Origin of the sequence: Bradyrhizobium sp. CCBAU 51745, from assembly GCF_028128715.1 — a bacterium.
GTDB lineage: Bacteria > Pseudomonadota > Alphaproteobacteria > Rhizobiales > Xanthobacteraceae > Bradyrhizobium > Bradyrhizobium manausense.
Map to the genome: position 1 here is coordinate 180,066 of NZ_LBJP01000084.1, position 13,539 is coordinate 193,604.

At 63.9% G+C, this 13,539-nt stretch carries 15 protein-coding genes; 3 read left to right on the top strand and 12 right to left on the bottom strand.

The features are described from left to right. Window positions 1-58: 58 nt before the first annotated feature. A complete protein-coding gene (locus XH98_RS25445; protein WP_271620258.1) occupies window positions 59-502 on the top strand; it encodes a cyclic nucleotide-binding domain-containing protein in 444 nt (147 codons plus the stop codon). Window positions 503-626: 124 nt separating this feature from the next. Here XH98_RS25445 and xth read toward each other — a convergent pair whose 3' ends face one another. The 12 genes from xth to XH98_RS25505 form a co-directional block, all read right to left on the bottom strand. Further along, complete coding sequence (gene xth / locus XH98_RS25450; protein ID WP_271600210.1) at window positions 627-1,442, bottom strand: exodeoxyribonuclease III; 816 nt, start codon at window positions 1,440-1,442, stop codon at window positions 627-629. Between the two features lie 156 nt (window positions 1,443-1,598). Next, a complete protein-coding gene (locus XH98_RS25455) occupies window positions 1,599-2,357 on the bottom strand; it encodes an outer membrane lipoprotein carrier protein LolA (RefSeq protein WP_271600375.1) in 759 nt (252 codons plus the stop codon). A gap of 164 nt (window positions 2,358-2,521) precedes the next feature. Further along, window positions 2,522-5,005, bottom strand: a complete 2,484-nt coding sequence (locus XH98_RS25460; protein ID WP_271600209.1) for a DNA translocase FtsK — start codon at window positions 5,003-5,005, stop codon at window positions 2,522-2,524. Window positions 5,006-5,014: 9 nt separating this feature from the next. After that, window positions 5,015-6,229: an aminotransferase class I/II-fold pyridoxal phosphate-dependent enzyme gene (locus XH98_RS25465; RefSeq protein ID WP_271620259.1), complete on the bottom strand. Its 1,215-nt coding sequence runs from the start codon at window positions 6,227-6,229 to the stop codon at window positions 5,015-5,017. Between the two features lie 217 nt (window positions 6,230-6,446). Continuing rightward, window positions 6,447-6,851 (bottom strand): GFA family protein, encoded by a 405-nt coding sequence (locus tag XH98_RS25470; protein ID WP_271620260.1) that lies wholly within the window; start codon window positions 6,849-6,851, stop codon window positions 6,447-6,449. A gap of 222 nt (window positions 6,852-7,073) precedes the next feature. Continuing rightward, window positions 7,074-8,522 (bottom strand): ammonium transporter, encoded by a 1,449-nt coding sequence (locus XH98_RS25475; RefSeq protein WP_057752493.1) that lies wholly within the window; start codon window positions 8,520-8,522, stop codon window positions 7,074-7,076. A 38-nt stretch (window positions 8,523-8,560) separates the two neighbouring features. Then, window positions 8,561-8,899, bottom strand: coding sequence for a P-II family nitrogen regulator (locus tag XH98_RS25480; RefSeq protein WP_027535364.1), 339 nt, complete (start codon window positions 8,897-8,899; stop codon window positions 8,561-8,563). 395 nt (window positions 8,900-9,294) lie between these two features. After that, window positions 9,295-9,897 (bottom strand): ATP-dependent Clp protease proteolytic subunit, encoded by a 603-nt coding sequence (locus XH98_RS25485; RefSeq protein ID WP_057752487.1) that lies wholly within the window; start codon window positions 9,895-9,897, stop codon window positions 9,295-9,297. A 41-nt stretch (window positions 9,898-9,938) separates the two neighbouring features. After that, window positions 9,939-10,304 carry an SRPBCC family protein gene (locus XH98_RS25490; protein ID WP_271620261.1) on the bottom strand — a complete coding sequence of 122 codons (366 nt, stop codon included), beginning with the start codon at window positions 10,302-10,304 and terminating at the stop codon, window positions 9,939-9,941. Continuing rightward, entirely contained in the window at window positions 10,301-10,615 is a 315-nt protein-coding gene (locus XH98_RS25495; RefSeq protein WP_271600204.1) for an ArsR/SmtB family transcription factor, read from the bottom strand. Before XH98_RS25495 ends, XH98_RS25490 begins: the two co-directional genes overlap by 4 nt. 40 nt (window positions 10,616-10,655) lie before the next feature. After that, window positions 10,656-11,957 (bottom strand): ammonium transporter, encoded by a 1,302-nt coding sequence (locus XH98_RS25500; RefSeq protein WP_271600203.1) that lies wholly within the window; start codon window positions 11,955-11,957, stop codon window positions 10,656-10,658. A 78-nt stretch (window positions 11,958-12,035) separates the two neighbouring features. Beyond that, window positions 12,036-12,374 carry a P-II family nitrogen regulator gene (locus XH98_RS25505; RefSeq protein ID WP_057752475.1) on the bottom strand — a complete coding sequence of 113 codons (339 nt, stop codon included), beginning with the start codon at window positions 12,372-12,374 and terminating at the stop codon, window positions 12,036-12,038. Here XH98_RS25505 and XH98_RS25510 point away from each other — a divergent pair. Both XH98_RS25510 and XH98_RS25515 read left to right on the top strand, forming a co-directional pair. Then, the gene (locus XH98_RS25510; protein WP_271600202.1) at window positions 12,352-12,573 is read left to right on the top strand and encodes a hypothetical protein; all 222 of its coding nucleotides are present in this window, start codon (window positions 12,352-12,354) and stop codon (window positions 12,571-12,573) included. The two genes, XH98_RS25505 and XH98_RS25510, sit on opposite strands and share 23 nt — an antisense overlap. Window positions 12,574-12,619: 46 nt before the next feature. Further along, complete coding sequence (locus tag XH98_RS25515) at window positions 12,620-13,510, top strand: DUF4339 domain-containing protein (RefSeq protein ID WP_271620262.1); 891 nt, start codon at window positions 12,620-12,622, stop codon at window positions 13,508-13,510. The last annotated feature ends 29 nt before the right edge of the window (window positions 13,511-13,539 follow it).

Sequence of the window (13,539 nt, forward strand, 5' to 3'; positions counted from 1 at the left end):
CGTTCCGGATACGCGCGATTCGTCGTAAATTGGCGCGTTCCTCGAGCCTCGGACCGGAATGTCAATCGACGATGACGTAGCGCTGCTTGAGCGTGTCCCGACACTGCGCCTGTTGGGAGACGCCTCGTTGCGCATGCTGGCGATCGGCTCCGAGCAGCGCGACTTCGTCCGCGGCGATATCCTGTTCAAAATCGGTGACGATGCCGACGCCGGCTTCGTGGTCCAGCGCGGCGCCTTTCGCGTCGATGACGGCGCCGGCGCCGAGATGATCGCAGGTCCCGGCACGCTGATCGGCGAGCTCGCTCTGGTCGTGCCGATGAAGCGGCCGTCGGGTGCGGTGGCGCTGGAGAACTCCTCCGTCATCCGCGTCGCACGCAGCCTGTTTCAGCGCGTGCTCGAGAGCGATCCCGCCGCCGCGGTGCGCCTGCGCGACGAATTCGCCATCCGCTCCAGCCAGATCGCCAGCGATATTCTGATGGCCGGTTCGAAGCTGAGTACGTAGCTCTCTCCACCCGTCATTCCGGGGCGCGACGAAGTCGCGAGCCCGGAATCCATTCATCCACCGTTTGTGTCGCTCAATGGATTCCGGGCTCGCGCTACGCGCGCCCCGGAATGACGCCGGGCGCTCACACCTCCAGCGTCACCGTCACAGGCACGTGGTCCGATGGCCGCTCCCAGCTGCGGGCATCGCGTAATATCTTGAAATCCTGCACCGCGTCCTTCAGCGCGCGCGAGACCCAGATGTGGTCGAGCCGCCGGCCGCGGTCGCCGACGGTCCAGTCGGCGGAGCGATAGCTCCACCAGGTGTAGACCTTTTCCGACATCGGAATGCGGTCGCGTGCGACGTCGACCCACTCGCCGGCCTCAAGCGCCGCCTTCAGCTTTTCGGTTTCGACAGGCGTGTGCGAGACGACTTTCAGCAGCTGCTTGTGCGACCACACGTCGTTCTCGTGCGGCGCGACATTGAGATCGCCGACCAGGATGTGACGATCCTGCCCGCGCGGATGCAGCGGCTCGCAGGCCTTCATCTCGTCGAGGAAGCGAAGCTTGTGGTCGAACTTTTCGTTCAGCGCCGGATCGGGAATGTCGCCGCCGGCGGGGACGTAGAAATTATGCAGCACGAGCGGCTTTGCGATATTGGCCTTCTCGCCGAACGACACCGAGATATGGCGCGAATCCACCTTGTCGCAGAAGGTGCGGATATCGGTGGACTCGAACGGTATCTTCGAGACGATGGCGACGCCGTGATAGCCCTTCTGTCCGTTCAGCGCGACATGCTCATAGCCGAGCCGCTTGAAGCGCTTCAGCGGAAAGGCATCGTCGATGCATTTGGTCTCCTGCAGACACAGCACGTCCGGCCGCGCGCTTTTGAGAAATTTCGCGACCAGATCGATGCGCAGCCGCACCGAATTGATGTTCCAGGTTGTCAGGGACAGACGCATGGGAGTTGCGTCTTAGCATGGATTGGCTTGGGCGAAATGCCTGTCCACAGGCGAGGTTTCGTAGGGTGGGCAAAGCGAAGCGTGCCCACGATCCGTATCCATCACGGAAGGATGGTGGGCACGGCGCGTTGCGCCTTTGCCCACCCTGCGGCACCGTCAACCCGGCGACGGCACGTTGTAATTGGTGAAGTCGATCTTGAACATGTTCGGATCGAGCTTCTTGGTCGTATCCAGATTGTAGACCGCGAATGTGGTGTCGTAGCCTTGCGGATCGGTCACGGTCCATTGCTTCAACTGGCCGTCCTTGGCGCCGAGCATCAGCAGGAGGCGGCTGGTGCCGACCAGCGCCTGCTTCTCCTCGATCGTGACGCTGATGAAGAGGTCGTCGGCGGAGACGTTGACGACGTTGGTGTCCTTCATCAGGTCGATGCGATCGGACAGCAGGAAGCGGAGCGGCGTCTGCGACAGCGGATAGACATCTTGCGTCGCAAGCTTGCGATCGCGCACCACGACGGAGGATCCATCGGCGACGATGTCGATCGGGCTCGGCGGATCATATTCGACGCGCATCTTGCCCGGCTTCTGGATGTAGAAATCGCCCTGCGTCTTGCTGCCGTCGGGGCCGACCTGGACGAAATTTCCGACCAGCGTCGACAGCGATGACAGATACGCACTGACCTTGGCCGCCTGCGCCTTCTGCTTGTCGTCGAAGGTCTGGAAGATGCTGCTCGGCACGTTGCGGCGCGGATCCGGAATGATCGGATTCGGTGGCGCTTGTGTTGCGCCTGAGATCGCCGGTCCGCCCGACGGCGGAGCGGCGTCACGCGCCTTCGGCGCCGGCTTCGGCACGGGGACCGTCTGCGCGACCGAGGCTACGGTCATCGTCGCGGCGGTGACGAGAAGCACGCCGGCCACGCGCGCGCTGCGCGCGGCGAGAGAGGCTGCGAATCCAAGGTCCGGATGTCTGGTCAACGCGTCGTCCTAACGTGGCTGGCGCCGTTTTAGCGTGATTTCGGGCAAAAGCAGAGATCGAATTTGCGTGACAATAGCATTCGGAGGCGGGTGGGTCGCTCCTTGCCTCACATATGACTGTCTTCTTCCTCGACCAGAATCTCGCGTTTGCCGGCGTGATTGGCAGGTCCGACAATGCCTTCCAGTTCCATGCGCTCCATCAGCGATGCAGCACGGTTGTAGCCGATTTGCAGGCGGCGCTGGATGTAGCTGGTCGAGGCCTTGCGGTCGCGCTTGACGATCGCGACGGCCTGCTGGAACAGATCGCCGCCACCATCCGCACCCATGCCGCTGGCGTCGAACACGGCGCCGCCATCTTCGTCCTCGGTCGGCTCTTCGGCTGTGACTGCTTCCAGGTATTCCGGCTGGCCCTGCGTCTTGAGATGACGCACCACCTTCTCGACTTCCTCGTCCGAGGCAAACGGCCCGTGCACGCGGCTGATGCGGCCGCCGCCGGCCATGTAGAGCATGTCGCCCTGGCCGAGCAGCTGCTCGGCGCCCATCTCGCCCAGAATGGTGCGGCTGTCGATCTTGGAGGTGACCTGGAAGGCGATGCGGGTCGGGAAGTTCGCCTTGATGGTGCCGGTGATGACGTCGACCGACGGACGCTGTGTCGCGAGGATCACATGCAGGCCGGCGGCGCGCGCCATCTGCGCGAGGCGCTGCACCGCGCCTTCGATGTCCTTGCCGGCGACCATCATCAGGTCGGCCATTTCGTCGACGATGATGACGATGTAGGGCAGCGGATCGAGCGAGAGCTTCTCTTCCTCGTAGATCGCCTTGCCGGTCTCCTTGTCGAAGCCGGTATGCACCGTGCGCGTCGGCTCCTCGCCCTTGGCTTTCAGCTCGAGCAGGCGCGTGTTGTAGCCGTCGATGTTGCGCACGCCGAGCTTGGCCATGTTCTTGTAGCGCTCTTCCATTTCGCGCACGGCCCATTTCAGCGCGACCACCGCCTTCTTCGGGTCGGTCACGACGGGCGTGAGCAGATGGGGAATGCCGTCATAGACGGAGAGTTCGAGCATCTTCGGATCGACCATGATCAACCGGCACTGATCGGGGCGCAACCGGTAGACCAGGCTGAGGATCATGGTGTTGATCGCAACCGACTTACCGGAGCCGGTGGTACCGGCGATCAGCATGTGCGGCGTGCGTGCGAGATCGATGATGACGGGGTCGCCGCCGATGGTCTTGCCGAGGCAGAGCGGCAGCTTCGCGACCGTGTCGGTGGCTTCCTTCGCCACCAGCAGCTCACGCAGATAGACCTTCTCGCGATGCGCGTTGGGCAACTCGATGCCGATGGCGTTGCGGCCGGGCACGACCGCGACGCGTGCCGACAGCGCGCTCATCGAGCGGGCGATGTCGTCGGCAAGGCCGATCACGCGGGATGATTTGATGCCCGGTGCGGGCTCCAGCTCGTACAGCGTGACGACGGGACCCGGATTGGCCTTCACGATCTCGCCGCGCACGCCGAAGTCCTGCAGCACGCCTTCGAGCGAGCGCGAATTGGTCTCGAGCTCAGCCTTGCTGAGCGGCTGGCGATCGCCGGCCTTCGGCGCGGCCAGCATGGAGACGGAGGGAAGATCGAACTTGTCGGAACCCTTCTTGGGCGCCGCCTTCGGCGCAGCCTTCTTGCGCGAGGTGCGCGCGGGCGCCTCTTCCTCTTCTTCCTCCTCCTCGACTTCTTGCTCGTCGTGCTCGTCCTCGTAGTCCTCGTCCGCGGCCTGCGGCGAGATCGAGGGCGCGGCGCGGCTGCCACCAAGATTGGGCTCCTGCCGACTGAACGAAACCGGCTTGGTCTTGCTGCCGCTTGAAACCAGCGAGCGATAAGCAGCCCCACAAAGCCAGATCAGGCGTGCCTTGGTGCTCATCAGCGCGTGGAACAGAAAGCCCAGCGACACCGAACCGCGATCGCTGTCCTCGCCGTCTTCGAGCGGCTTGTCGTCGTCCTCGATCTCCGCAAGTTCCTCGTCATGCTCGCGCGCGCCGAGCCCGCAGGCGATCAGGAAGGTTGCGGTGAGCGCCACGAACAGGATAGCGCCGAGCACGATGCGATAGATCGCGCCGGGCGGTCCGAAGATCACCGCTGGCGCGCGCACCAGCGCATCGCCAACGACGCCGCCGAGCCCGGTCGGCAGCGGCCAGGCGCCGCCATGCGGCCAACAACTGACAAAGCCCGCCGCGATCACCGTGCAGAGAATCCATGAGCCGAGCCGCAGCGCCTCGCGGTCGAACGGGCGGTGAGTCATCATGCGCCAGCCCCACACCGCGACCGTCAGGATCAGCATGATGGCGCCGAGGCCGAGAATCTGCATCGCGAGGTCGGCGCCGATGGCGCCGGCATAGCCGAGGACATTGTGGATCGGCCGTGAGGTCGCGTGGCTGAGGCTCGGGTCCTGCACCGACCAGGTCATCAAAGCGGCGGATGCGACGCCCGAGAGCGTGACCAGGCCAAAGCCGGTCAGCTCGCGCAAACGCCGGCTCAGCGCTTCGCGGATCGAAGGCGGCAGATGGCCGACCAGGGGAATCACACGTTCGATTGCCGACATGCTCATGGGCCCCGCCTAACCCAGAGTTTCGACCAGCCGGTGCAGCGCCTGCGCCGTGGTCTCACTGTCCTGCACCAGCGCCAGGCGGATGTAGCCGGCACCGGGATTGAAGCCGTCGGGCTGAAGCCGCGCCAGATAGGAGCCGGGCACCACGCGCACGCCGGCCTCCCTGAAGAGCTTCAGAGTCACGGCGACATCGTCGCCGATCTCTGACGTGTTGAGCCAGACGCAGAAGCCGGCATCAGGCCGGCGATAGCCGTAACGATTGCCGATGATCTGGTCGGCGAGATCGAACTTGATCCGGTAGAGCCTGCGGTTCTCCTCGACATGCGCCTCGTCGCCATAGGCGACGGTCGCGACATGCTGGAGCGGCACCGGCACCTGGGGCGCTGCGATGTTGCGCAGCTCCAGGAACTTGCCGATGAACGTCTTGTCGCCGGCGGTGAAGCCGACGCGCAGGCCCGGCAGGTTGGAGCGCTTCGACAGCGACTGGAACGCGGCGACGCGGGTGAAATCGGGCCCTGCGCATTCGAGCGCGCTGCCCGGCGCCTGACGGGTGTAGATCTCCGAATAGCACTCGTCGCTGAGGATCATGAAGTTGTAGCGATCGGCGAGGCTTTTCAGGCGGGTGAAATAATCGCGCGAGGCGACCGAGCCCTGCGGGTTGGCGGGCGAGGCCAGATAGAACGCCACGGTGCGCGCCAGCGTAGCCTCGTCGATGGCATCGAGATCGGGCAGGAAGCCGTTTTCGACCGTGGTCGGCAGATAGACCGGCTCGCAAGCCGCTGCGCCAGCGCCGGCGCCATAGACCGGATAGAACGGGTTCGGCATCAGGATCGCGGGCTTGCCGGGCTTCGGCCCGACATAGCGCACCGCTGCGATCGCGGCGAGGAACAGCCCCTCGCGGCTGCCATTGAGCACGAGAATCTCGCTTTTGGGGTCGAGCGCGCGCGGCAGCTTGAAACGCGACGACAGCCAGGCGCTCGCAGCGTTGCGGAACGGCTCCATGCCCTGGTTCATCGGGTAACGGCCGAAATCGGCGATGTGCTTGGCCAGCACCGGGCCGACGAAGTCGGGCACGGGATGCTGCGGCTCGCCGACAGCCAGCGAAATCAAGGGCTTGCCGGGCTCATGCGGAGCCAGCAGCTCGTTCAGCCGGACGAAGGGCGAGCGTTGGTTGTCGGAGCTTCCACTGGCCTGCGGCGCACGGGATGAAGCGGTCATGACCATTCTGGGCGCCAGTACTCTCGGAACGGCCGGTCGCGCGCTGCGCGCCGGCGGGAAAGCGGTTCAGTTCACCATAGATAGGGCGAGGTTAAGACGCGATTAACCATCGGCGGGCCGCTCCGTCCAGAGCCGGAAAAATGAGGCCGGATAACAACGGGATGGCGGCCTGGTCACCTCTCCCGCAAGGCACGCGGGGGAGGGAGCGCACCGTCATGGTGGCTTAATGCCCCGGCAGCTTCTCGAATGTCATCATCCCCGCGGGGATCGTGTGGAACTCCTGCTTGTCGCAGGTGTAGATCGCCACCTGCGGCTGGAATTGTTCCGGGTCGTCCAGCGTGCCGACCTTGACCACGACGGCCGGCAGGCCGGGTATTTTGGTGACGAGATGGGTGCCGCACTCGGGGCAGAAATCGCGCGTGACGGCGCGCTCGAGGTCCTTGCGGGTGAACTGCTTGGGCTGGCCAGTGATGTAGGTGAAGCCGTTCGCCGGCATCGCGATGAAGGTGTTGGGTGCGCCGCCTGAGATGTACTGGCACTCGCGGCAATGACATTGCCCCTGCATCATCGGATCGCCCTCGGCCACGTAGCGCACCTCGCCGCAATAGCATCCGCCTTCCAAGCGCATGACGACCTCCCGTGTTGTTATTCGTTGTGGTCGTTATTTCTGCGCCGGCAATCTGGAATGGCAATGCCTTTCTTAGGTCGCCGGACCTAAAAGCAATCTTGCAAAAAAAGGGGCTCCAACTTGCGCTGGAGCCCCTCAACGGTCGGGGCATTGCCGGGTATGTGCCCCAAACCGTAGGAGTGGACGCGATCTTCCGGAGAAGATCGCGGCCGGGAGGAGACGTTACATGTTGTAGGCGCGCTCGGTGTGCTCGGTGATGTCGAGGCCTTCACGCTCGGTCTCGACATTGGCGCGGAGGCCAACGATCACATCGACGACCTTGTAGAGGATCGCCGAACCGATGCCCGACCACACCAGCGTGGTGCCGACCGCCTTGAGCTGGGACAGCATCTGCGCAGCGAAGTCGTAATCGGCAACCTTCGGCGGGATCGCGGTGTAGTCGATGATGCCGGCGCCGCCGAGAGCCGGGTTCACCAGGATGCCGGTGCCGAGGGCGCCGACGATGCCGCCGATGCAGTGCACGCCGAACACGTCGAGCGAGTCGTCGTAGCCGAGCGCGTTCTTCACCACGGTGCAGAAGAACAGGCAGACCACGCCGACCACGAGACCGAGGACGATCGCACCCATCACGCCGGCGAAGCCGGCGGCAGGCGTGACGGCCACGAGGCCCGCGACAGCGCCGGAGATGACGCCGAGCACCGACGGATGACCCTTCACGATCCACTCCGCGAACATCCACGACAGCGCGGCGGCTGCGGTGGCGACGAAGGAGTTGGTCATGGCGAGCGCAGCGCCGCCGTTGGCCTCCAGGTTGGAGCCGGCGTTGAAGCCGAACCAGCCGACCCAGAGCAGCGAGGCGCCGATCATCGACATGGTCAGCGAGTGCGGAGCCATCAGCTCCTTACCGTAACCGACGCGCTTGCCGATCAAGAGGGCGCCGACCAGGCCGGCGATGCCGGCGTTGATGTGCACCACGGTGCCGCCCGCGAAGTCGATCGCGCCCGCCTTGAAGATCCAGCCGGCGTCGGCGTTGATCTCGTCGAGCTTGGCTTGAGCCGCGGTCTTCGCCGCCGCATCACCCGCAGCAGCCAGAGCCTTGGCCGCGTCCTGGATCGCGTCCGGGCCGGGCCAGTACCAGACCATGTGCGCGATCGGGAAGTAGATCAGCGTGACCCAGAGCGGGATGAAGAGCGCGACGGCCGCGAACTTCATGCGTTCGGCAAAGGCGCCGACGATGAGGGCGGGCGTGATCGCCGCGAAGGTCATCTGGAAGCACACATAGACGAGCTCCGAGATGTTGGCGTCGACCGAGAAGGTTGCGGCCTTCGAGTCGGTGGTGACGCCCATCATGAAGGCCTTGGAGAAGCCGCCGATGAAGTCGGAGCCGCCGGTGAAGGCGAGGCTGTAGCCGTACACGGCCCAGATCACGGTGACGACGCAGACAGTGTAGAACACCTGCATCAGGACCGAGAGCATGTTCTTGGAACGAACGAGGCCGCCGTAGAACAGCGCGAGACCCGGGATCGTCATCAACAGCACGAGGACTGTCGATGTCAGCATCCAGGCGTTATCCCCCTTGTTGACCGTTGGCTCGGCATAGGCTGCGGTCGCAGCGAAAAGGCCGACTGCGAGAGCCGCCAATCCCGCGCCATAGGGACGCTTAAACGTCATTGCATTTACTCCTGATTGAATTTTGGTTGAGCGCGAAATCAAAGGGCCGCGGCGTCGGCCTCGCCGGTGCGGATGCGGACCGCATGGTCGAGGTTGATGACGAAGATCTTGCCGTCGCCGATCTGTCCGGTTTTCGCAGCGGACGTGATGGCGTCGATGGTTTTGTCGACCTGCTCGGAGGCGACAGCGACTTCGATCTTGATCTTGGGCAGGAAGCTCACGGCATATTCGGCGCCGCGATAGATTTCCGTATGGCCTTTCTGCCGGCCATATCCCTTGACTTCCGTCACCGTGAGACCGTGAACGCCAATGGCGGTCAGGGCGTCACGGACTTCTTCCAGCTTGAATGGCTTGATAATCGCCATAACAATTTTCATGGGTCCTATCCCCGCTTGGGCCCGGTCCGGACGTGGCCGGGCGTTTCTCGACTGGTTCGCCACGAGGGAGACGTTTCACTACGCGGGCACAGCCACGCCCCCTAGAATCAAATGCCGTGCCAGATCGGCCGGGTTGCCTAACGGACTATGAAAACGGGTGTTTTCGCGCCCAGCTTGTATTGCGTTGCAGTGCGCCAATACGTCGCGCTCAAAACGTGATCATGGCTGATCAAAATACAGGCAGGACAGGCTGCCGACACAATGTTGCTCACGCGTCGGGCAGCAGAAAGGTATTTTCTTACAGGGAGAGACTCACCGAAGGGCGCCGCTGCGCTGCAGAAGATAGAGCGCGACCTTCGGCTGCTTACAGGATGGTCGGAACCGACCAAGGATAATCAGGCGGGGGCGCGTTCCGTGAACACCCGGTCGACCAAGCCCCATTCAACCCCCTGCTGGGCGGTCATGAAGTGATCGCGGTCCAGGGTCCGCTCGACCTCCGCTTCGCTACGGCCGCAATGCTGCGCATAGAGGCGGATGATGCGCCGCTTGGTTTCCTGCATCTCGTTGGCATGGATCAGGATGTCGGACGCCTGACCCTGGAAGCCGCCGAGCGGCTGATGCACGTGAAGGCTGGCATTGGGCAGCGCGGCGCGGTGACCGGGCTCGCCGGCCATCAGCAGGAATGAGCCCATCGAGCGCGCCGTGCCCATGCACAGCGTATGCACCGGCGCCTTGATGAACTGCATGGTGTCGTACATCGCAAGGCCGGAGGTGACCACACCGCCATAGGAATTGATGTAGAGATTGATCGGCCGGTTCGGATTCTCTGCTTCCAGAAACAACAGCTGTGCGCAGACCAGGCCCGACATCGCGTCGTTGACCTCGCCGTTGAGGAAGATGATGCGCTCGCGCAAGAGGCGCGAATAGATGTCGAAAGATCGTTCGCCGCGCGCGGATTGTTCGACGACCATGGGGACGAGCTGAAGCATGTCGCGCATCGGCGACCTCCATGTCTAGAGGTGATGAAGTTTGTTGGTGGTTAGGCTGCCGCGCGCATCAGGCAGCAATTGCTGTTGGCCGGCTGCGGCAGCTTGGCGCAGGCCTGCTGAATGATGCGAAAGCGCGTGCCGCCTGACACGTTCGGCTCGATCTTGAAGATGACCTGGCTTTCGCGGAACGGCGGCTCGGAATCGCGCATCCGGTAGCGCACCTCTGCGCCGGGAATCGATGTTTCAGGTTCAGTGCCGGCCAGGTCGCAATCCGGCAGCCAGCGCTCGCGCAATTCGGGAATCGTCACCGCGCGCCAGACTTTTGCAGGCGGTGCATCGAATTCAAACTCGAGCACCAAGGCTTCTTTGACTATCAAGGCGTCTTCGGAGGGATCAGGTTTTGCGGCGTCGCTCATTGATCCATCTCCTTCAGGAGGTCGGCGAGTGCGTCCATGCGCTTCGGCCAATAGGCGCGGTAGCGCGCAAGCCAGGCCCCGATGGCGAGAATTCCTTCGGGATCGACTTCGTAATTCACAAAGCGGCCCTGCCGCTGCTCGCGCACGAGACCTGCCGCGCGCAGCACTGAAAGATGTTGCGACATCGCCGGCTGGCTGATCTCCAGGCCGTCGCGCAAGGCGCTCGCATTCAGGCTGCCGCCGGCGAGCTTCTCAAAGACCTTGCGGCGGGTCGGGTCGGCCAGCGCCTTGAAGATGTCGGCTTCGATCATGCCGACACATAAGCACGGGCTTATGTGTTACGCAAGTCCCTTACTGAAGCGCCTCACCGTGCTGTGAAATGTCGAGCCCCTCGAGCTCGTGCTCCCGCGACACGCGCAACGGCACGAACAGGCCGACCAGCTTGAGCAGGATGAAGCTCACGCCCGCCGACCAGGCGAAGGTGACGGCGACGCCGTAGAGCTGGATCAGCAATTGCTGCGGATGCCCTTCGAGCAGGCCGGCGGTGCCGCCGATCGCGCTGGTGGCGAATACGCCGGCGAGCAGCGTGCCGGTCAGCCCGCCGATGCCGTGCACGCCGAACACGTCGAGCGAGTCGTCGTAGTTGAAGCGGTGCTTCAGCCAGGTGCAGGCCCAGTAACAGACTGCGCCTGCGGCGATGCCGATGACGATGCCGTGCCACGGTGCGACAAAGCCCGAGGCCGGCGTGATGGTGCCAAGGCCGGCTACCGCGCCCGAGATCATGCCGAGCACGGAGGGCTTGCGTCGCGTCGACCATTCGATCGCGCCCCAGGTCAGCGCGCCGGAACAGGCTGCCAGATGCGTTGCGATGATCGCCATCACCGCGCGCGAATTGGCCGCGCCCGCCGAGCCGCCGTTGAAGCCGAACCAGCCGACCCACAACAGGCCGGTGCCCACCACCGCCAGCGACAGATCGAACGGCGAGAGGTTTTCGGTGCCATAGCCGTGCCGCCGTCCCATCACCTTTGCCGCGACGAGCCCGCCGGTGCCGGCCGACAGATGCACGACGAGGCCGCCGGCAAAATCCAGCACGCCCATGCTGTTGAGGAAGCCGCCGCCCCAGATCCAATGCGCCAGCGGAATGTAGACGAAGATGAACCAGGCGACCGAGAACAGCAGGTAGGCGGAGAACCGCATCCGGTCGGCGACTGAGCCCGCGACCAGCGCCACCGTGATGATCGCAAACGTCATCTGATACAGCATGAACAGCGCTTCCGGGATCGTCTTCGCTGCCGGGCTGACGCTGTCCATGGTCATGCCGGCGAGGAACCAGCGGTCGAGCGAGCCGAGCCATGGGCCGTCGCCGACGAAGCAGAGCGAATAGCCGAACGCCACCCAGAGAATGGAGATCAGCGTCACCGCGGCGAGGCTCTGCGCCATGGTCGCGAGCACGTTCTTCTTGCGCACCATGCCGGAATAGAACAGCGCCAGTCCCGGGATCGTCATCATCAGCACCAACGCGGTGGCGACGATCATCCAGGCGGTGTCGGCGGTGTTGATCTCTGATGTCGCGGCCCGCGCCGGCGCAGCCGCAACCAACGCAAATCCGATTGCCGCAGCCATAGCGGCTACGCGGCGCAACAATCCCGCCATGTCATTTTCCCCGGCATAGTGATGGCGTCGCACGCTGTGGCGTCGTTGCCGGTGCGATCGACGATGAAGAACTTGGAGCTAGAGCGCGTCGCTGTCGGTCTCGCCGGTGCGGATGCGCAGCGCATGGTCGATCGGCGTGACGAAGATCTTGCCGTCGCCGATCTGACCGGTGCGCGCCGTGGCAGTGATCACCGCGACCGCCTTCTCGGCGACGTCGGAGGCCACCGCGATCTCGATCCGCAGCTTGGGCAGGAAGTTCACGACGTATTCCGCGCCGCGATAGATCTCGGTGTGGCCCTTCTGGCGGCCATAGCCCTTCACCTCGGTCACGGTCATGCCGTGGACGCCGATCGCCGTCAGCGCCTGACGGACTTCATCGAGCTTGAAGGGTTTGATGATCGCGACGACGAGTTTCATGATTCAGCCTGTTCCCCGGGATGCGCCCGCCGTGTGTCCCCGGCGATGCGTCAATCTGGCATCTTTCCGGGCAAATGGCACAAAAAACTTGCAGATTGAAGCGGAAAAACGTTTGGCCAAGGGCGGTGATGTGAACGGCCGCCTCTGTACAGGGCATCCGTTCATCGCTCACAATGCATTTTTGGCATGGATGCGGTGAACCCGCGCCGGCCGAGCGGTACATAAGTATTTTGGGGGGGCGCGTCATGGCGAGTTGGTTCTACGCATCCGAGGGCAAGCAGCAGGGGCCCTATCCGGAGGGGCAATTCCGCGACCTGATCGCGCAAGGCGTCGTGCGCGCGGATACGCTGGTGTGGTCCGAGGGCATGGCCGGCTGGCAGAAGGCCGCCGAAATTCCTGGATTGATCTCCGGCGGCGGCGCGCCGCCGATCATTCCGGCCGGGGGGCCGCCGATGATGGGTGGTGGCGCCTATACCGGCGCCGGCAGTGCCGCCGGCGGATCGCTGTCGGTCGATTTCGGGATCGTCGACTTCACCTGGCGCACGCTGGTGATGCTGATCCTCTCGTGCCTCGTCATTCCGGTGCCGTGGGTGTTCGTCTGGTACACGAAATGGATCGTGTCCTGTGTCAGGGTCCCGGGGCGGCCGAACCTGTCCTTCACCGGCAATGCAATGACGATGGTGCCCTGGTTCTTCGGCTTCATCGTTCTGGCAATTGTGATCGGCTACATCGGCAGCCAGATCCTGAGCACCGCTTTCTACATCGTCCAGATCGTTCTCTACTGGATGCTGATCAAATGGATGATCGCGAACATCGCATCCAACGGGCAGCCGCTCGGCCTCAGCTTCAACGGCTCGGTGCTCGGCTATATCGGCTGGAACCTGTTGTTCGCGATCTCCCTCATCACCATCATCGGATGGGCCTGGGTCGCGGCCGCCCAGCTGCGCTGGATCTATCGCAATATCGAGGGCACGCGTCGGGAGATCATCTTCAGGGGTAGCGGGCTCGGGATTCTCTGGCGCGGCATCGTGGCGGCGATCCTGTGCAGCTTCATCATCCCGATTCCGTGGGTCTATCGCTGGATCATGAACTGGTTCGCATCGCAGACCGAGCTCGCGCCGCGCGGATCGATGTAAGCACGGTCAAGCCATCTCGAGCGCGATGA

Bases quoted from the DNA above. Each gene is read 5' to 3' on its own strand.
- XH98_RS25445 (WP_271620258.1), top strand. From the start codon at position 59: ATGTCAATCGACGATGACGTAGCGCTGCTTGAGCGTGTCCCGACACTG.
- XH98_RS25490 (WP_271620261.1), bottom strand. From the start codon at position 10,304: ATGAGCGACGCCGCAAAACCTGATCCCTCCGAAGACGCCTTGATAGTC.
- XH98_RS25475 (WP_057752493.1), bottom strand. From the start codon at position 8,522: ATGACGTTTAAGCGTCCCTATGGCGCGGGATTGGCGGCTCTCGCAGTC.
- XH98_RS25470 (WP_271620260.1), bottom strand. From the start codon at position 6,851: ATGCGCTTGGAAGGCGGATGCTATTGCGGCGAGGTGCGCTACGTGGCC.
- XH98_RS25500 (WP_271600203.1), bottom strand. From the start codon at position 11,957: ATGGCGGGATTGTTGCGCCGCGTAGCCGCTATGGCTGCGGCAATCGGA.
- xth (WP_271600210.1), bottom strand. From the start codon at position 1,442: ATGCGTCTGTCCCTGACAACCTGGAACATCAATTCGGTGCGGCTGCGC.
- XH98_RS25485 (WP_057752487.1), bottom strand. From the start codon at position 9,897: ATGCGCGACATGCTTCAGCTCGTCCCCATGGTCGTCGAACAATCCGCG.
- XH98_RS25465 (WP_271620259.1), bottom strand. From the start codon at position 6,229: ATGGTCATGACCGCTTCATCCCGTGCGCCGCAGGCCAGTGGAAGCTCC.
- XH98_RS25510 (WP_271600202.1), top strand. From the start codon at position 12,352: ATGATCGCGACGACGAGTTTCATGATTCAGCCTGTTCCCCGGGATGCG.
- XH98_RS25460 (WP_271600209.1), bottom strand. From the start codon at position 5,005: ATGAGCATGTCGGCAATCGAACGTGTGATTCCCCTGGTCGGCCATCTG.
- XH98_RS25495 (WP_271600204.1), bottom strand. From the start codon at position 10,615: ATGATCGAAGCCGACATCTTCAAGGCGCTGGCCGACCCGACCCGCCGC.
- XH98_RS25515 (WP_271620262.1), top strand. From the start codon at position 12,620: ATGGCGAGTTGGTTCTACGCATCCGAGGGCAAGCAGCAGGGGCCCTAT.
- XH98_RS25480 (WP_027535364.1), bottom strand. From the start codon at position 8,899: ATGAAAATTGTTATGGCGATTATCAAGCCATTCAAGCTGGAAGAAGTC.
- XH98_RS25505 (WP_057752475.1), bottom strand. From the start codon at position 12,374: ATGAAACTCGTCGTCGCGATCATCAAACCCTTCAAGCTCGATGAAGTC.